Consider the following 18,593-nt stretch of genomic DNA (forward strand, 5'->3'; position numbering starts at 1 on the left):
TAAAAAACAGGCAAAAAAAAACCCACCAATCGGTGGGTTTTTTCATACGCGCTGGATCAGAACAAGCGGGTAGACGGCACATCGCCCGCCGTCGGCTGACGCTCGCCGGTCGGGGTCTGTTCGTACCAGCCGCCGCCCAGGGCACGGTACAGATTGACCTCGCTGTTGAGCTGCGACAGGCGATCGGTGATCAACGACTGTTGCGCGTTGAACAACTGACGCTGGGCGTCGAGGAAGGTCAGGTTGCTGTCGATCCCGATGCGATAGCGCCGCTCGGCCAGGCGGTAGTAGTCCTGGTTGGCGTTGACGAAATCCGTCTGCGCCTTGAGCTGATCGGTGTAGGTCTTGCGCGCGGCCAGGCCGTCGGAGACTTCCTGAAACGCCGTCTGGATCGCTTTCTCGTAGTTGGCGACGCCGATGTCTTTCTGGATCTTCGAGTAGTCGAGGCTTGCGCGCAGACTGCCTGCGTTGAAGATCGGCAGATTGATCGTCGGCTCGAACAACCACGTGCCCGAACCGCCCTTGAACAAACCGCTCAGATCGCCGCTCGCCGTACCGGCACTGGCCGTCAGGCTGATGCTCGGGAAGAACGCGGCACGTGCGGCGCCGATGTTGGCGTTGGCCGCTTTCAGGCTGTATTCGGCCTGAAGAATGTCCGGGCGACGCTGCAGCAGCTCCGACGGCAGACCCGCAGGCATTTCGTTGAGCATGTCAGCACTCAACGGCTTGGGCGCGGGCAGGTTGGCCGGCAGACTGGTGCCTAACAGCAGCACCAGATTGTTCTCGTCCTGGGCAACCAGGCGCTGATACTGCGCCAGCTTGACGCGAGCGCTCTCGACGGAGGTGCGCGATTGCGCAAGATCCAGCGCCGAGGCCACACCCACTTCACTGCTGCGGGAAGTCAGACGCAGGCTTTCTTCGAAGGCGCCCAGGGTGTCCTGGGTCAGCTTCAACAGCTCTTTGTCCGCTTGCCACGTCAGATAGGCGTTGGCCACGTTGGCGACCAGACTGATCTGGGTGCTGCGACGGCCTTCTTCACCGGCGAAGTAGGTCTGCAGCGCCTGCTCACTCAGGCTGCGCACTCGTCCGAACAGATCCAGCTCATAGGAACTGATGCCCAGACCCACCGAGTACTGACTGGTGATGCGGGACTCGCCGGTTTGCGACAGGTCGCCCGGAACGCGCTGACGCGTGCCGGTGCCCGAGGCTGCCACGGCCGGGAACAGGTCCGCACGTTGAATGCGGTACTGCGCTCGGTAGGCATCGATGTTCAGCGCGGCGACGCGCAGGTCACGGTTGTTCTGCAGCGACGTCTGAATCAGTTGCTGCAGCGCCGGGTCATGGAAAAACTGACGCCAGCCTTGTTCGGCCGCCGCCTGATTCGCCGCTTGGGCCGGCGAGTACGCCGGGCCTTGCGGGAACTGAGCCGGCACCGGTGCGGCGGGCTGCTTGTAATCGGGGATCAACGAGCAGCCGCCGAGAATGAACGCGGTGACCGCCAGCGAGATCAGGGACTTGCTCATTGGCCAGCCTCATCGTGTGGAGTGTGTTTCTGTTTGCCTTTGAACAGCGAGGATATCGAAACGAAGAACAATGGTACCCAGAAGATCGCCAGGATAACCGCGGTGATCATACCGCCGATTACGCCTGTACCGATCGAATGCTGGCTACCGGCACCGGCGCCCGAGGAAATCGCCAGCGGGACCACACCGAGGATGAACGCCATGGACGTCATCACGATGGGCCGCAGGCGCATCCGGCAGGCTTCAACGGTCGCCTCGACGATGTCCTTGCCCTGCTCATGCAGCTCCTTGGCGAACTCGACGATCAGAATGGCGTTTTTCGCCGCGAGACCCACCGTCACCAAGAGACCTACCTGGAAGAACACGTCGTTGGACAGACCGCGCAAGCTCGTCGCCATCAGCGCACCGATGACCCCGAGCGGGATGACCAGCAATACCGCGATCGGAATCGACCAGCTTTCGTACAGCGCCGCCAGACACAGGAACACGATCAGAATGGACAGTGCGTACAGTGCGGGCGCCTGAGAGCCTGACAGGCGCTCTTCATAGGAAAGACCCGTCCAGGAAAGGCCCACGCCGGCCGGCAACTTCTTGGCCAATTGCTCGACCTCCGCCATCGCGTCGCCGGTGCTGTAACCCGGCGCCGGGGTACCCAGTACTTCCTCTGCTGGCACACCGTTGTAACGGGACAGCTTTGGCGAACCGAACACCCACTCGCCTGTGGCGAAGGAGGCAAATGGCACCATCTCGCCGGCGGTATTGCGCACGTACCACTTCTTCAAGTCTTCCGGTTTCATCCGCGCACTGGCTTTGCCCTGCACGTACACCTTCTTGACCCGACCGCGGTCGATGAAGTCGTTGACGTAGCTGCCACCCATCGCGATGGACAGCGTGGTATTGATATCCGACAGGCTCAGGCCCAGGGCCTGCGCACGCTCGTCATCGATGACCAGTTGATACTGCGGCTCATCGTTCAGACCGTTGGGACGCACGCCCGCCAGAATCTTGCTCTGTGCCGCCATGCCCAGCAGTTGGTTACGCGCTTCCATCAGCTTGGCGTGACCCACGCCGCCCTGATCCTGCAAGTACACGTCGAAACCGGTGGCGTTACCCAGTTCCAGTACCGCAGGCGGTACGACCGCAAAGGTCATCGCGTCGCGGAAACCGAAGAAGTGCTGCTGCGCCCGTTTGGCCAGCTCGAACACGCTGTTGGAGGCATCACGGTCGCCCCACGGTTTCAGCATGATGAACGCCAGACCGGAGCTCTGACCGCGACCGGCAAAGTTGAAGCCGTTAACGGTGAACACCGAGTTGACCGCGCCCGATTCTTCTTCAAGCAGGTACTTGCGCATATTGTCGATGACGGTCTGCGTACGTTCTGCCGAGGAGCCCGGTGGCGTCTGCACCTGGGCGAAAATAACGCCCTGGTCTTCTTCCGGCAGGAACGCGCTCGGAATGCGGGTGAACATCCAGATGGTGCCGCAGACGATCAGCGCGTAAACGATAAAGGCCGGAATCTTGTGCTTGAGCATGTTGCCGACGCCGCGTTCGTAGCTCACTACGCTGCGGTCGAAGGTACGGTTGAACCAGCCAAAGAATCCACGTTTCGGCTGCCCGTGCTTCTCGTGATCGATCGGCTTGAGCAGGGTGGAGCACAACGCCGGGGTGAAGATCAGCGCAACCAGTACCGAAAGCGCCATCGCCGAAACGATGGTGATCGAGAACTGACGGTAGATCACACCCGTGGAGCCGCCGAAGAACGCCATTGGCAACAGAACCGCACACAACACGAGTGCGATGCCGACCAGTGCGCCCTGGATCTGCTCCATGGATTTGATCGTGGCGTCCCGCGGCGACAGTTTTTCCTCCGCCATCACCCGCTCGACGTTTTCCACCACAACGATGGCATCGTCCACCAGCAAGCCGATGGCGAGAATGACCCCGAACATGGTCAACGTGTTGATGGTGAAACCGGCGGCGGCGAGGATCCCGAACGTACCCAGCAATACCACCGGCACGGTCATCGTGGTGATGATGGTGGCGCGGAAGTTCTGCAGGAACAGATACATCACCAGGAACACCAGGATGATCGCTTCACCCAGGGTATGAACAACCCCGGTGATGGATTCCTGAACCACCGGCGTGGTGTCGTACGGATAAACCACTTTCATGCCAGGCGGGAAGAACGGCTCCAGCTGGGCAATCGTGGCGCGGATCGCCTTGGCGGTGTCCAGCGCGTTGGCACCGGTCGCCAGCTTGATCGCCAGACCGGACGCCGCCTTGCCGTTGAACTGCGCGTCGATGCTGTAGTTCTCGCCGCCCAGGCCGACTTCCGCCACGTCCTTGAGGCGAACTTGCGAACCGTCCTGATTGACCTTCAGCAGAATGTTGCCGAACTGCTCGGCGGTCTGCAGACGGGTTTTACCGATGATCGTAGCGTTCAGCTGCTGGCCCTTGAGCGCAGGCAGACCGCCGATCTGGCCGGAAGACACCTGAACGTTCTGGGCAGTAATGGCCGTTTTGACGTCCACCGGGGTCAGCTGGAAGTTGTTCAGCTTGGCCGGGTCAAGCCAGATACGCATGGCGTACTGAGCACCGAAGACCTGAAAGTCACCCACACCGGAGGTACGGGAAATCGGGTCCTGCATGTTCGACACGATGTAGTTGGACAAGTCTTCCTTGCCCATGCTGCCATCTTCGGACACCAGGCCGACCACCATCAGGAAGTTCTTCACCGCCTTGGTCACGCGGATACCCTGCTGCTGCACTTCTTGGGGCAGCAGCGGGGTGGCGAGGTTGAGCTTGTTCTGTACCTGAACCTGGGCGATGTCCGGGTTGGTGCCCTGGTTGAACGTCGCGGTGATGGTCATGCTGCCGTCGGAGTTACTTTCCGAAGACACATAACGCAGGTTGTCGATACCGTTGAGCTGCTGCTCGATCACCTGAACCACGGTGTCCTGCACGGTTTGCGCGTTCGCGCCCGGGTAGGTCACCTGAATCGCGATGGCCGGTGGCGCGATCGCGGGGTATTGGTTGATCGGCAACTTGAGGATCGATAGCGTCCCCACCAGCATGATCACGAGGGCAATTACCCACGCGAAGATTGGCCGGTCGATAAAAAATTTCGACATGAATTACTCCCCTTTGCTGCCTGCGGCTTTATCAGTTGCCGGGGCAGTTGCCGGGTTCGGTGCCGGGTTAGCTGCATTGACGTTGGTGGCTTCGGCCACTTTCACTTCAGCACCTGGCTTGACGTATTGGAGACCTTCGGTAATCACGCGATCACCTGCGCTCAAGCCTTTCTCTACCAGCCAGTCGCTGCCGATGGTGCGGTTGGCAACCAGCGTGCGGGACTCGACCTTGTTGTCAGCATTCACCACCAGTGCGGTCGGTGTGCCTTTCAGGTCGCGGGTTACGCCTTGCTGTGGAACCAGAATCGCGTTCTCGGCCACGCCCGATTGCAGTCGTGCATGCACGAACATGCCTGGCAGGAGGGTGTGATCCGGGTTCGCGAACACGGCGCGCAGGGTCACGGAACCGGTGGTCTGGTCGACCGACACTTCGGAGAACTCAAGCTTGCCTTCGACCGGATAGAGGCTGCCGTCTTCCAGCACCAGCTTGACCTTGGCGGCGTTGTCGCCGGCTTTCTGCAGCTTGCCGCTTTCCAGCTCCCGACGCAGCTTGAGCATCTCGGCCGAAGACTGGATCACGTCGACGTAAATAGGGTCGAGCTGCTGGATGGTGGCCATCGCATCGGCCTGACCGTTACTCACCAGCGCACCCTCAGTCACGAGGGAGCGGCCAATGCGGCCTGAGATCGGCGCATAGACCTTGGTGTAACGCAGGTTGATTTCTGCCGTCTGCACCGCCGCCTTCGCTTCGCGAGCCGAACCTACCGCCGTGTCGTATTCCTGACGGCTGACCGCTTGCTCATTGATCAGCTGCTTATAGCGGCCGGCCAGGGAGTTGGAGGATTCGTAGGTCGCTTTGGCGCTGTCCAGGGTGGCCTGATAGATCGCCGGGTCAATCTGGTAAAGCTGCTGACCCGCCTTGACGTCTCCACCTTCGGTAAACAGGCGCTTGAGGATGATGCCGTTCACTTGCGGACGCACTTCGGCAATCCGGAACGCAGTGGTGCGGCCGGGAAGTTCGGACGTCAGGGTGTAGGCCTGGGTTTTCAGAGTGACGACGCCGACCTGAGGGGGCGGTGGTGCTGGGGCCGCTTCTTCCTTTTTGCTGCATCCGCTGAGCAGCGATGCAAGGGCGATGGCAGTGACCAGTACGGTAACAGCTGGCTTGAATTGCATGAAGATCCTCGGGTCAGGAGCCTGAACTCATGAAAAGTGGAAAGGGGCGGGAAAGGGTTCCTGCTGGATAAGTAGGATGCTAATGAATATACTTACATTCACGGTTGTTTGTAAACACCCAAGAGTGTGACACTCCAGCGCACCGAGGGCATCGATTGTAGATCCGGGACAAGGCATTACAAAGGCCGCCCGACATGCTGTGCAGGCCACTCGACCAGAGCGCCTGACGCATTTTCATAGAGGTTTTTACTGCCATGGTCCGACGCACGAAAGAAGAGGCTCAGGAAACCCGCAGGCAGATTCTGGAAGCTGCCGAGCAGGCTTTCTATGATCGAGGGGTTTCCCGCACGACGCTCGCCGACATTGCGGCCTTGGCTGGCGTGACCCGTGGCGCAATCTATTGGCATTTCAGCAACAAGGCCGATCTGGTCCAGGCGATGCTCGACAGCCTGCACGAGCCTCTTGAAGAAATGGCGCGGGCGAGCGAAAGCGAAGACGAAGTGGATCCGTTGGGATGGACGCGCAAGCTTCTCATCCATTTGTTTCAGCAAGTTGCCAGCGATCCTAAAACCCGCCGCATCAACGAAATTCTGTTTCATAAATTCGAATTTACCGACGAAATGTGTGACATGCGGCAACAACGGCAATTTGTCTGGCTTGACGCCAACGAGCGCATTGCACTGGCGCTCGGTAATGCTTCCCGGCAAGGCCAGCTTCCCGCTGACCTCAATCCGCAACGCGCAGCGATCTGTTTGCACGCTTATATACACGGCATCATCGGCCAGTGGCTGCTGGTCCCGGAGAGCTTCTCGCTGCAAGACGACGCAGAGCGACTGGTCGACGGCATTCTCGACATGCTCCGCTTCAGCCCGGCGTTACGCGACCCGGTGTCTCCCGCATCCTCAGTCAACTGATCCGCCAGCACCCCACCGCCACCTGGAAAAACTGAGCTGTGTGGCGCTTGGCCTGTATCTATACCGCGCCTGACCTTCGCTGAACAGGCGGTTTACCTTCGCTTTACCCCGCGATTACCGTGATTCAGCCTCCATTCAGGCATGGCTACCCATTGAAGTGCCGAATGCTGCCCTATTGCAATCTGGCGTCTACGCTTCCCCCCATAACCAATAAGAGTGGGGGCGAAGCGATGGCAGTCGTATCAAAACACGCATGCAGAAAACTCCTGATGGGTGCGCTTGCTGCCCTGAGTATCGGACAAGGCTGGGCAGCGGGCGACGAAGCTCAGGAATCGGCAGCGGCCAAGGGACTGCTGGAAAAAGCCGTAGCCCGTTACCGCGTCCAGGGGGACAAAGCACTGGCCGAATTCAGCCGTCAGGGCGAGTTCGTCGATGGCGAGCGTTATGTCTTCGTCACCGATACCAAAGGGATCATGCTTGCAAGTGGCGGGCCATCGGTGGCGTTGATCGGCCGTGATGTGTCCTCGGTGCTCGATCCCGAGCTGCAGAAAAACTTCAAGCAGGTGCTGCAGACCCCGGAAAGCGCCGGCGTTCAGCAGGCCGAGTATCGCTGGCAGAACTGGCGCGACGGCAAGGTTGAGCGCAAACGTGTGTATTTTCAGCGCATCGGCGATCGGGTTCTCGCCGTCGGCTACTACCTGCCGCGCGCTTCGCCGGAGCAAGCCAGGGCGTTGCTCGAGAAGGCGTCCAAAGCGCTTGAACAGGACAAGGACGGCACCCTTCGCGCCATCAACGACCTCAAGGGCGGATTTCTGCAAGATGATCTGTACGTCTTCGTGGTGAACGTCGACACCAAACGCTATGTGGCCCACGGCACCAACCTGCGGCTGGTGAACACCGATTTCAGCAAGGTCAAGGACCCGGAAGGCAAGCCGGTCGGCATTCCGATGCTTGAGCTGGTGAAGAAACAGGCCCAAGGCGAATACGAATACCGCTGGCGCAACCCGGTCACCAGCAAGATCGAACACAAGCACGCTTACGTGCGCAAGGTCGGTGAATTCCTGGTGGCGGTGGGTTATTACAGCGGCTGAGCATCCTCACAGGTTCGTTCATCGGTCCTTGTCGTCGCGCCCGCGCAGCTGGTTGTTGGGCATTGCCAGCGCAGCTGACAAACCCAGCAGTGAGACCGCCGCGCTGGCCATCAGCAGGTGCTGAAACGTCATCGACAGCTGCCCGCGCAGCAATTCAAGCGCGGGGCCGCTGGCGGCGTGCAGGCTGTCCATCAGCAAATTGCCCGAACCTTCGCCCGCCATTGAACGGCCTCCGACCTGGGCAATGCCGGAACCGGCGAGCATCGCCAGCAGCAGTGCCGACATCGTCGCCACACCGACCGCACCACCCAATGAGCGAAACAGGTTGGTCGTGCTGGTCGCCACGCCCATGTCTTTGACCTCCACCGAGTTCTGTGTGCCCACCAGCGACGTCGGGAATTGCATGCCGCTGGCGATGCCGGTGAGGACCATGAACAGACTCGTCAGAATGGCCGACTGCGGCGGCGTGAGGGCGATGCCGAGGATTGCCAGCGGCATCAACGCTGCGCCAGTGAGGATAATTGGCTTGTAACGTCCCGTCAGCGAAGTGCGGCGGCCGCCGAAGTACGCGCCCATGGGCATGCCGATGGCCAGTGGCATCAGGTGCAACGCCGCGCTGTCGGCACCTGCGCCGGTGACGGTCTGAAAGCGCAGCGGCAGCAGCACGATCAGCGAGATGGCCTGGAAGCTGGTGAAGAAAATCGTGCACCAGCAGAGCACCGCGCTGCGATTGGCGAACAGGTGCATCGGCAGCAGAGGCTCGCGCGTGCGCCGCTCATACAGCACAAAAATCACCAGTGCGAGCAGCGCCACCGACAGTTGCATGACCACCGACTGGTCGCGCCAGCCGTGGCCCTGCCCGATTTCGGTAATGCCCAGCAGCAGGGAGGTCAGGCCGATGATCATCAACACCGTGCCCAGGTAGTCGATCACCGGTTTGCGCTGAGGGACCGGCAAGCCGACCAGCGTTTTGCGCGCCACCCACCATGCCGCCAGCCCCAGCGGCAGATTGATAATGAAGACCCAGCGCCACGACAGGTACTCGGTCATGAAGCCACCGAGCACCGGCCCGGCCACGCTGGCCGCCGCGTACATGCCGCTGAAGTAACCCTGATAGCGGCCGCGCTCCCGGGGCGGGACGATGTCGCCGATGATCGCCTGGCTCACGGAAACCATGCCGCCGGCGCCGATGCCTTGCAGCACCCGCGCCAGCACCAGTTGTTCCATGCTCTGGGCCATGGCGCAGAACAGCGAGGCGAGGGTAAAGGTCGCCAGCCCGAACAGCATCAGGCGCCGCCGGCCGTATAAATCCCCGAGCTTGCCGTAAATCGGCACGGCCACGGTGAGCGCGACCATGTAGGCGGAGATCACCCAGGCGAGCAGGTCGAAATCCTGAAACTGGGCGGAGATGGCCGGCATCGAGACCGCAACGATGGTCTGATCCAGCGCGCTGAGAAACACGGCCATCATCAGCGCAAACAGAATGCTGCGGATGTCCGGACGGGGTTGATTAAGGCTCGTCACAGAAGGGACTCGACTGGCAGATTGACCCGCTGAACACCCGCAGGAATTTGTGCCAAGTCTAGTCCGTTAGCTTGCTAATCGATAGCAGGCTGTGGGGATTTTCGCAGTACGTTGACCCGCGTTACGTCGACCGGCAATTGCCGTCAACGAAGGGCGCTGAACGTCGCATCAGTGGGCACGCAATGCCCCATCGTGCAGACCACCGCCATGCGTGGCGTCTGCCGCATCTGTTCGATTCGGTAGGCACCTGCGGCATACAGGCTCAACACGGCAGTAACGGCGACGACATAAACGCACTGTCTTTTTATTGTGGTTCTCATGACATTTGCCTCGATCCGGTAGGACATCTGGTTCAGAGCGGACACTGTCAGTGTAGGTCGCTATTGGCGAGTGGACCGGGTGATGGGGATTGAATGTTTGTATCAGGCGGGCCGTTGGTGAAGAGCCAGCATTGCGCCGCTCAGCCAATCCGCCGTTCAGCCGCCTGCAGCGACAGCCAGTCCAGCAGGTCGAGCAGTGGCGAATGCACGCTGGCGCCCCTGGGATGCACGAAGTAATACGCCGCGCCGGTCCGCACTTTCAGCTCGAAGGGCATGACCAGACGCCCCGCGCTCAGGTCTTCACCGATCAGCGACCAGTCGCCAATGGCAACGCCCGAACCTTGTGAGGCGACGGTCATCGCCAGGTCCATCGTGTCGAAGTGCTGGCCCTGCTCGATATTGCCCGGCTTCGCCCCGGCGGCCTTCAGCCACAGCGTCCAGTCCCGCTCGTCGAGGGTAGGGTGCAGGAGCATGTGCCGCTCCAGATCGGCGAGGCGGGAGAGGGGATTGCCGGACGCCAGTGACGGCGAGCACACGGGCGTCAGTTGTTCATCGAACAGGTGCTGCACGTGGCTGGAATCACCCGGGTGCGCGCCGAACACCACGGCGGCATCGAAATCCTCCCGCCGAAAATCCACCGTGTGGGCGCTTGTGGTGGTCAGTTGCACTGGCACGTCAGGCCGCTCTTTCTGCCACTGCATCAGGCGCGGTAATAACCAGCGGCTGATGCAGGTGGGTGCCTTGATCTGCAGCGCCCTTGGTCTGGCATTGACCTGATCCACCGCTTCTTCGATCAGGCTGAACACCTGCTCGATGCGCGGCAGCAGTTCGCGGCCCTGGGCTGTCAGGCTCAAGCCCCGGGCCTGACGATTGAACAGGCGATAGCCCAGATGCGCTTCGAGCCCGGAGATCTGTCGGCTGACAGCGCCCTGGGTGATGTGCATTGCCTCCGCGGCTCGGGTGAAGTTGCAGCACTTCGCCGTGATCAGGAACGTATGCAGCGCTGGCAGGGGAGGAAGGCGTTTCATCGGCAGGTTAGCCATGAGCTGAGAACATGGCTAAGCATGACATTTTATGCGTTGTGGTCGATACGGCCCGCAGCTTCAATAGTCGCCTACTGAGCCTGGCAAATTGCAGGCGCGTCGGGCAAGACTTCACAAAAGGGGCAGGCACATGGCGACGTGCGGGGAAGTGCTGGTCAGGTTGCTGGAAGGTTACGGGGTCGAGCGGGTGTTCGGCATTCCGGGCGTGCACACGGTCGAGCTTTACCGGGGCCTGGCGGGGTCGTCGATCAGACACATCACCCCGCGTCATGAGCAGGGCGCAGGCTTCATGGCCGACGGTTATGCGCGCACCCGGGGCAAGCCCGGCGTCTGCTTCATCATCACCGGCCCCGGCATGACCAACATCACCACTGCGATGGGCCAGGCTTACGCGGACTCGATCCCCATGCTGGTGATTTCCAGCGTGCAGTCGCGCAGCCAATTGGGCGGCGGTCGCGGCAAGCTGCATGAACTGCCGTCCCAGAGTGCGCTCGTCGCGGGTGTCGCGGCCTTCTCCCACACGCTGATGTCTGCGGCTGAATTGCCGTCGGTGCTGGCCCGGGCGTTTGCGGTATTTCAAGCGGCGCGTCCGCGTCCCGTGCATATCGAGATCCCGCTGGATGTGTTGGTGGAAAATGCCGACGCCCTGCTGCACAGCCAACCGGTATCGGTGACCCGCGCGGGACCGGCGCCCTCAGCGATCAGGCAGATGGCACGTCTGTTGGCCACGGCGCAGCGGCCGTTGATTCTCGCGGGAGGCGGCGCCATTGACGCCGCCCCGGCGCTGACGCGTCTGGCGGAACGGCTGAACGCGCCGGTCGCGCTGACCATTAACGCCAAAGGCATGCTGCCGGGCGCTCACCCGCTGCTGATCGGCTCGACGCAGTCCCTCGATGCCACCCGTGGGGTCATTGAAAGCGCCGACGTGGTGCTGGCCATCGGCACTGAGCTGGCGGAGACCGATTACGACATCACCTTTCAGGGCCACTTCAAGATTCCGGGCGCGTTGCTGCGCATCGACATCGATCCCGATCAGACCGTGCGCAACTTTGCGCCGACCCTCGGGCTGGTGTCCGACGCTCAATACGCCGCCGAGGCTTTGTTCGATGCGCTGGCCGACGAAGTGCTGGCAACACGCAGCGAGGAGTGGGGCGCTGCGTGGGTTGCGGAGCTGAGGACAAGTCTTGAGGCGGGCTGGGACGATGCCACCCGTGGGCAGACGCTGTTCTTGCAAACGGTGCTCGAAGCGCTGCCGGACGCCGTGATCGTGGGCGACTCGACCCAGCCGGTCTACACAGGCAACCTGACCCTCGACCTCGACAAGCCCAGGCGCTGGTTCAACTCATCAACCGGTTACGGAACCCTGGGTTACGCATTGCCCGCCGCCGTGGGCGCCTGGCTGGGCAGTCGCGACGCTGGAGAGTCCAATTCAGTGGTGTGCCTGATCGGTGATGGCGGTTTGCAGTTCACCTTGTCCGAACTGGCGAGTGCGGTGGAAGCGCGAACGCCGATTATCGTGCTGCTGTGGAATAACCAGGGTTACGAAGAGATCAAGAAGTACATGGTCAACCGCGCCATTGAGCCCATCGGCGTTGACATTTACACGCCTGATTTCATCGGTGTGGCCAAAGCGCTGGGGTGCGCCGCGGAGGCGGTGGGCAGCGTTGAGCAATTGACCGCCGCCCTGCACTCAGCCAGCCAGCGCAGCGGTCCGACGTTGATCGAGATCGACCAGGCTCAATGGATGAGCAGCTGCGTCTGACGGTTTCATCTGGCGGACCGAGACGGCGTATTCACCGCCTGATCAAACCGTGCTGCGCAGGCGCGCCAGATCCCGCAACGGTGGCGCGCCGAACAGGCGGCTGTATTCGCGGCTGAACTGCGAAGCGCTTTCGTAGCCGACCCGGTAGCCAGCGGCCGAGGCTTCGAGGCCGTCCGCCAGCATCAAACGCCGCGCCTCTTGCAAGCGCAGTTGCTTCTGGTATTGCAACGGGCTCATGGCGGTGACGGATTTGAAACGGTGGTGCAGCGTCGAGACGCTCAGGTTCACCTCCCTCGCCAGATCTTCAATCCGCAATGGCTCCTGGAAATGGTCGTTGAGCCACTTGATCGCCTGGGTGACGCGATGGGTCTGGCAGTTGGAGATGGCGATTTCATACAGCCGATGCCCTTCACTCCCACGCAGCAGCCGGTAAAGGATCTCCCGGTTGATCAGCGGTGCGAGCATGGGAATGTCTTTCGGCGTGTCCAGCAGACGGATCAGCCGGATGACAGCATCGAGCAGCTGTGAATCGATCCGCTCGACGTACATGCCACGCCCGCTGTGACCCGTGGGCACGCTCATCGGACCGGCCTCGGCGATCAATGCGTTGATTTCGACCGGATCGATTTCCAGGCGCAAGGCCAGGTGCGGCTCTTCCGGTGTCGCGTAAATCACCTTGCCGCTGATGGGTAGCGCCACCGACAGCACCAGGTAGTTGAGCGGGTCGTAGGTGTACAGCTCGCCGCCCAGCGTTACGTCCTTGCGGCCCTGAGCCATGATGCACAACGCCGGTTGCACCAGCCCCGGCACCGATTGCGAGGGACGATCGTGGCGAACCATGAACAGCGGCTTGATCACCGTCTGGAAGCTGCCATCGACGGGGGCATGCCGGCGGATCAGTTCTGCCAGCTCGGCACGCTGCTGCGTCATCTGCGCGCTCAGCTCGGCAACAGGTCGAGCATCCGGAGCGGACGGCGCAAGAGCGGATAGCGACATGGGGAATTCCTCTGACAGGGCGTTAATGCAGCACAGCTTATTTTTGGGCAAGCGCAAGCGTTAGGCGAATCCTGCCGGATGCTTGCCTGATTCTGTTACCGATGTGTTGCGTTGCCATGAACGGGCCCTGTTCGCCCGGGATGGTTGCTCGAAAGTCCATGTGCATCGCGCGGCACAGCGGCGAGGCCGGCCATCACGATGAACCTGCCAGCGCAGAATCAGGCAATAACCGGGCAGTAATTGGCTACCGCACGGCGCGTGCCTGCCCCTAACCTTTACTTCCCGCCGCAGCCTGTTTCATCGATTCCCGATCCCGAAGTACGGCGCCCACGGCAAAGACACGCACGTAAAGAAAAGGAGCGCAGAGCATGCTAAATACATCAGTCGTGAGCCATTGGGTTTCTGTCCGCGCCCGGCCCGGACACGGTGCGCAATTGGGCGCCCGTTTGAGCAGCCTGATCAGCCCGTCCGCCGCCGCGTCGGGTTGCCTGCACTTCGCGCTGCAGAAGTCTCTGACAGACGACGACTTCTGGGTCATCACCGGCACCTGGGCCGACCCCTCCGCAATGAACGACTGGTTCGCCGCCCCTGAGCTCAACCTGTTTTCCGAACTACTGACCGATTTGCTGGTGGCGAGCCTGGATTTTCAGACCTTCGCCACGGTAACGCCGGCTCAGGCACAGAAGGCTCATGTCGCTGCCTGTGATCGCCTGGCGGGATAAAGGGTTGAGTGCTGTCGCTCACGGGCGCGGCCAATACGCCAGAGAAGAAAACATTTCGAGTGTTCAAACGCCTGCGTTTAAACTCCTGCCTTCATTTTTTACAGCAGGGCGTCGGACCATGGCACGCAAAGAATTTCAGCATCACGAAGCCGTCTCGGCAGCGGTCCCCGGTGATGACGGCTATAGCGCCGCGATCGCGGTCAAGGCACGGGTCATGGGCGGTGCGCCAACCTTTCACCGCGTGCTCGCCGAACAGAAATTCGCCACCGCGTTCGCGGCTGACGACGCCGCCGTAAAAGAGCTGGAGCGGCTCGCCGACGTCACCCAAGAGGGCGAACTGGTATTCGCCCCGAACTGATCAGCCTTTTGGCCGGTACATTTTGAACAGTGACTCTGCGCTCAGCTGGAAGTAGTCAGCCGGGCCGCCGCCGCGCAGGATGGGCTCGCCGGCTGCGGTGTCATACACACCTTCCTTCAGCAGCCGCTTGGCAATATGCACTGCCACCACTTCCCCCAGAATCAGCCAGCTCGGCACGACTTCCTTGTCGGCGCGTTGCAGCTGGATGATCTGCGTCACTTTGCATTCGAACGAAACCGGCGTCTCCTTTACCCTCGGCACGGAAACGATGCGCGACGGTTCTGCGGTCAGGCCGGCTAGCTCGAACTCACTCACGTCCGCCGGCACTGCCGCGCAACTCATGTTCATCTGCTCGGCCAGGCTGCGCGTGGCGAGGTTCCAGACGAACTCGCCGGTCTGCTCGATGTTGTTCAGGCTGTCTTTTCGGCCGATGCTGCAGAACCCGATGATGGGCGGCACATAGTTGAAGGCGTTGAAGAAGCTGTAGGGCGCCAGGTTCAGCTTGCCCTCTGCGTCCTGGGACGAGATCCAGCCAATCGGGCGTGGACCGACGATGGCGTTGAACGGGTCGTGGGGCAGTCCATGACCTTTGGACGGCTCGTAGAAATGAATATCGTCTGACATGGTGTGTTCCTGAATGTGGGTGTGCGGGCGTGCCGGCGCACGGTGAGCGCGTGCACGGAATGCAGGCCGACATAGTGCAAGGCATTGGATGAGGATTCCAGCGACCTCCGAACCCCGCGCAAAAAAAAAGCCCGACAAGTGTCGGGCTACAAAGGGAGTTCAGGAGGTGGAACATGAAGCGGTAAACATGAAACGGTGGGCATGGTGCGGATAACGCTTAGCTGGCGCGATTGGCACCGACGCGATCAGCGCCATCAGCGGCCAGACGGTTTGCACCGATATGGTCAGCGCCATCGGCAGCCTGGCGGTTGTTACCTACGCGGTCAGCGCCGTCGGCGGCGAGGCGATTGGCACCAATGTGATCGGAGCCATCGGAAGCCTGACGATACGAACCGGTGTGCGATGCATTGGTGTGGGAAGAACCGCCTTCTGCGACAACAGTGCCGTTAAAGGCAGAGTGCTGTTCGGAAACGGGCAGAGCGAAGGCGCTCGATGCCAGAATGGAGAGACTAATACCAAAAATAATATTCGACGTTTTCATAAGTGTTGCTCCAGTAAGTTCAATAATGTTTTCAACTTGGGAATGGAGCCAATGTTACGCGCGTGCAGATTAAGTTGAAGTTAACGCTGTTGCTATCGACCATCGTTAAAAATGATAGTGGGCTGGAGCGCCCGGTTTTAAAGCGTCGGCGAGACATTTGCGCTGGAATGAGGCAATTTTCACCGGCGACGGCGAATTTGCCTGTTGACTCTGGTGGGTGTTATTTGCTAGCTCGGTGCGCGGCGGGGAGAGGGATCGAGCATGCCAGCTATAGAAAACGAGATGGATACGCGATTCGCTGCTGACCCACATCTGTCAGGAGACCAGTCAAATCGGGGGGTTCAGGTTTCCACGTGCGGGAAAAATTAAGCCCGGCATAAAGCCGGGCTGAGAGTGCGTCATGGGTGTATCAGCTCAGGCGATTTGCACCAACATGGTCCGAGCCATCAGCGGCCTGGCGGTTTGCACCCACGCGGTCAGCACCGTCAGCAGCGAGGCGGTTGGCGCCTACGTGGTCCGAGCCATCAGCGGCCTGGCGGTTTGCACCGACGCGGTCAGCACCGTCAGCAGCGAGGCGGTTGGCGCCTACGTGGTCCGAGCCATCAGCGGCCTGACGGTTTGCACCGACGCGGTCAGCACCGTCAGCAGCGAGGCGGTTGGCACCGACGTGGTCCGAACCGTCAGCAGCGACACGACCGATATTAGTGTGGGACGAGCCGTTTTCTGCAACGACTGCAGCATTAACTTCGTGGTGTGCTTCAACAGCGGGGAGTGCAAAGGCGCTGCTGGCAAGAATAGAGAAAGCGAGGCCGAAGATCAGTTTGTTAGTTTTCATGGTAGTTGCTCCAGATCGATTTAGTTAGTGGGTAACTCGGTATGGAGTGAACTTTACTCGCCTCTGAATTATTAAGAAGTCAATCGCATTGGTAGCGATCATCGCTGAAATTGATACTGCGAAAAGCGAGCGTTATTCATGCACTTAGCCGCGCCTGCGAATGCAAAAGGGCAGCTCATGTGAGTGAGCTGCCTTTGTTTTTGCCGTCCGGGAGGGCTGAGCGAGACGATTCGCCAGCCCGGTCTCGGGTCAGTCGGTTTCGATCCGCGAGTGCTTGCGGGTGTCCTTCATGAACACGTACACCAGCAGCGACACCGCGATGCAGGCGGTGACGTACCAGTAGTAACCGGTCTCCATGCCGATGCTCTTGAACCACAGCGCGATGTATTCGGCCGTGCCGCCGAAGATCGACACCGTCAGTGCGTACGGCAGGCCGACGCCCAGGGCGCGGATCTCGGTCGGGAACAGTTCGGCTTTCACCACGGCGTTGATCGACGTGTAGCCGCTGACGATGATCAGCGCGGCCATGATCAGGAAGAACGCGCCCCACCAGCTTTGGATGGTATGCAGCGTGGTGAGGATCGGCACGGTACACAACGTGCCCAGCACGCCGAAGGCAATCAGGATCGGGCGGCGGCCAATCTTGTCAGACAGCGCGCCGATCACCGGTTGCAACAGCATGAACAGGAACAGCGTAGCGGCAGAAATGGTCGTGGAGTCGGTGATGCTCATGCCCACCGTGTTCACCAGGTATTTCTGCATGTAGGTGGTGTAGGTATAGAAGGCCAGGGTGCCGCCCATGGTCAGGCCGACGACGGTCATCAGCTCTTTCGGATGGCGCATCAGCGTGCGCATCAGGCTTTCTTTGGGTTTGTCCTTCTTGCGGGTGAACGACTCGGTTTCTTCCATCCCGCGACGCAGGAACAGAGCCACCACCGCGCACAACGCGCCAATGGCAAACGGGATGCGCCAGCCCCATGTTTGCAGCTGTTCAGTGGTCAGTGTCTGTTGCAGGACGATCAGCACGGCCAGCGCGATGAGCTGGCCGGAGATCAGCGTCACGTACTGGAAGCTGGAGAAAAAGCCGCGGCGTTCTTTGGTCGCCATCTCGCTGAGGTACGTCGCCGAGGTGCCGTACTCGCCACCCACCGACAGTCCCTGCAACAGGCGGGCGAACACCAGCATGATCGGCGCGCCGACCCCGATGGTTTCGTAACCGGGGGTGAGGGCGATGATCAGCGAGCCGAAACACATCAACAGCACCGACGCCATCAGCGCGGCCTTGCGGCCTTTGCGGTCTGCGTAGAGGCCCATGAGCCAGCCGCCGATGGGGCGCATCAGAAAGCCCACGGCAAAGATCGCGGCGGTGTTGAGCAATTGGGCGGTGGTGTCGCCCTTGGGGAAGAAGACTTTGGCGAAGTAGAGGGAGAAGGCGGCGTAGACGTACCAGTCGTACCACTCGACCATGTTGCCGACCGAACCGCTGAAAATGGATTTCAGGCGACTTCCGGTGGTTTTCTCGGCGGCTGGCGCGGCAGCCGTTCCGTGGGAGGCAGAATTGGGGATGGCCATGGGATTTCCTGCAAGTCATTGTTGTTAGAAGGAACGCATCGAGGCGGTCTGACGACAGTGATAGCAGGACCTGTGCCAAAGGCTGAAAGCCCCTGTTTAGAAGGGTTGGGATTGTGCGAGTGCGCGGAAATCCGCTTGTTGCCTAAAACCCATGAGCGAAAATCCGCTCACTTCCCTATCTGGCGGCGGTGAAGCCAATTCCCGGCTGAAGCCGGTCCTACACTGATCAGCGGCGAACAGTGAGATCTGGTGGCAGACGCTGGTCTCTTCCCGGCGGAATGAGCCGGTCCCACGGAATCACCGCATACTTTAGTGGGACCGGCTTTAGCCGGGAATGCGTCGGTTGTCACACCGCAGAGCAATTGGCGTACTGCAGATCTGTAGGAGCGCGCTTGCCCGCGAAGGCGTAGGCACGTACGACCGTTATGCGTCGGATGTACCGGCCTCTTCGCGGGCAAGCG

At 60.8% G+C, this 18,593-nt stretch carries 16 protein-coding genes; 5 read left to right on the forward strand and 11 right to left on the reverse strand.

What is annotated here, in order from left to right:
• Window positions 1-56: 56 nt before the first annotated feature.
• Genes ACYAR8_RS04730 through ACYAR8_RS04740 form a run of 3 tightly spaced genes read right to left on the reverse strand, consistent with a single transcriptional unit; the run spans window position 57 to window position 5,830 of the window.
• Window positions 57-1,523 carry an AdeC/AdeK/OprM family multidrug efflux complex outer membrane factor gene (locus ACYAR8_RS04730; protein ID WP_074884686.1) on the reverse strand — a complete coding sequence of 489 codons (1,467 nt, stop codon included), beginning with the start codon at window positions 1,521-1,523 and terminating at the stop codon, window positions 57-59.
• Window positions 1,520-4,654: an efflux RND transporter permease subunit gene (locus ACYAR8_RS04735; protein WP_463579214.1), complete on the reverse strand. Its 3,135-nt coding sequence runs from the start codon at window positions 4,652-4,654 to the stop codon at window positions 1,520-1,522. The genes ACYAR8_RS04730 and ACYAR8_RS04735 overlap by 4 nt, the downstream gene beginning before the upstream one ends.
• Before the next feature lie 3 nt (window positions 4,655-4,657).
• Window positions 4,658-5,830 carry an efflux RND transporter periplasmic adaptor subunit gene (locus tag ACYAR8_RS04740; RefSeq protein ID WP_074884692.1) on the reverse strand — a complete coding sequence of 391 codons (1,173 nt, stop codon included), beginning with the start codon at window positions 5,828-5,830 and terminating at the stop codon, window positions 4,658-4,660.
• Between the two features lie 254 nt (window positions 5,831-6,084).
• Between ACYAR8_RS04740 and ACYAR8_RS04745 the strand changes: the two genes are divergently transcribed.
• On the forward strand, window positions 6,085-6,744 hold the full coding sequence (locus ACYAR8_RS04745; RefSeq protein WP_074884695.1) for a TetR family transcriptional regulator: 660 nt from the start codon (window positions 6,085-6,087) through the stop codon (window positions 6,742-6,744).
• Between the two features lie 230 nt (window positions 6,745-6,974).
• Window positions 6,975-7,835, forward strand: a complete 861-nt coding sequence (locus tag ACYAR8_RS04750; protein WP_108120773.1) for a cache domain-containing protein — start codon at window positions 6,975-6,977, stop codon at window positions 7,833-7,835.
• A gap of 18 nt (window positions 7,836-7,853) precedes the next feature.
• Here the strand turns inward: ACYAR8_RS04750 and ACYAR8_RS04755 are convergent, their stop codons facing one another.
• The 3 genes from ACYAR8_RS04755 to ACYAR8_RS04765 form a co-directional block, all read right to left on the reverse strand.
• Window positions 7,854-9,359 (reverse strand): MDR family MFS transporter, encoded by a 1,506-nt coding sequence (locus ACYAR8_RS04755; protein WP_463579215.1) that lies wholly within the window; start codon window positions 9,357-9,359, stop codon window positions 7,854-7,856.
• A gap of 143 nt (window positions 9,360-9,502) precedes the next feature.
• Entirely contained in the window at window positions 9,503-9,679 is a 177-nt protein-coding gene (locus ACYAR8_RS04760) for a hypothetical protein (protein ID WP_178086334.1), read from the reverse strand.
• A gap of 140 nt (window positions 9,680-9,819) precedes the next feature.
• Window positions 9,820-10,707, reverse strand: coding sequence for a LysR substrate-binding domain-containing protein (locus ACYAR8_RS04765; RefSeq protein WP_463579216.1), 888 nt, complete (start codon window positions 10,705-10,707; stop codon window positions 9,820-9,822).
• Window positions 10,708-10,852: 145 nt separating this feature from the next.
• Between ACYAR8_RS04765 and ACYAR8_RS04770 the strand changes: the two genes are divergently transcribed.
• On the forward strand, window positions 10,853-12,484 hold the full coding sequence (locus ACYAR8_RS04770; protein WP_463579217.1) for a 5-guanidino-2-oxopentanoate decarboxylase: 1,632 nt from the start codon (window positions 10,853-10,855) through the stop codon (window positions 12,482-12,484).
• 42 nt (window positions 12,485-12,526) lie between these two features.
• On the opposite strand, the gene ACYAR8_RS04775 is transcribed toward ACYAR8_RS04770, so the two are convergent.
• Entirely contained in the window at window positions 12,527-13,480 is a 954-nt protein-coding gene (locus tag ACYAR8_RS04775) for an AraC family transcriptional regulator (protein ID WP_108120777.1), read from the reverse strand.
• 368 nt (window positions 13,481-13,848) lie between these two features.
• Between ACYAR8_RS04775 and ACYAR8_RS04780 the strand changes: the two genes are divergently transcribed.
• Both ACYAR8_RS04780 and ACYAR8_RS04785 read left to right on the forward strand, forming a co-directional pair.
• Window positions 13,849-14,202 (forward strand): antibiotic biosynthesis monooxygenase family protein, encoded by a 354-nt coding sequence (locus ACYAR8_RS04780; protein WP_074884706.1) that lies wholly within the window; start codon window positions 13,849-13,851, stop codon window positions 14,200-14,202.
• A gap of 118 nt (window positions 14,203-14,320) precedes the next feature.
• Window positions 14,321-14,560 (forward strand): hypothetical protein, encoded by a 240-nt coding sequence (locus ACYAR8_RS04785; protein ID WP_074884709.1) that lies wholly within the window; start codon window positions 14,321-14,323, stop codon window positions 14,558-14,560.
• On the opposite strand, the gene ACYAR8_RS04790 is transcribed toward ACYAR8_RS04785, so the two are convergent.
• From ACYAR8_RS04790 to ACYAR8_RS04805, 4 genes are all read right to left on the reverse strand, one after another.
• Window positions 14,561-15,184 carry a flavin reductase family protein gene (locus ACYAR8_RS04790; protein WP_074884712.1) on the reverse strand — a complete coding sequence of 208 codons (624 nt, stop codon included), beginning with the start codon at window positions 15,182-15,184 and terminating at the stop codon, window positions 14,561-14,563.
• Window positions 15,185-15,401: 217 nt separating this feature from the next.
• Entirely contained in the window at window positions 15,402-15,725 is a 324-nt protein-coding gene (locus tag ACYAR8_RS04795) for a hypothetical protein (RefSeq protein ID WP_074884716.1), read from the reverse strand.
• A gap of 409 nt (window positions 15,726-16,134) precedes the next feature.
• Window positions 16,135-16,560 carry a hypothetical protein gene (locus ACYAR8_RS04800; RefSeq protein WP_463579218.1) on the reverse strand — a complete coding sequence of 142 codons (426 nt, stop codon included), beginning with the start codon at window positions 16,558-16,560 and terminating at the stop codon, window positions 16,135-16,137.
• Window positions 16,561-16,809: 249 nt separating this feature from the next.
• Window positions 16,810-18,132, reverse strand: coding sequence for an MFS transporter (locus ACYAR8_RS04805; protein WP_074884722.1), 1,323 nt, complete (start codon window positions 18,130-18,132; stop codon window positions 16,810-16,812).
• Window positions 18,133-18,593 lie beyond the last annotated feature (461 nt).

This window comes from Pseudomonas sp. HP_01 (genome assembly GCF_055284355.1).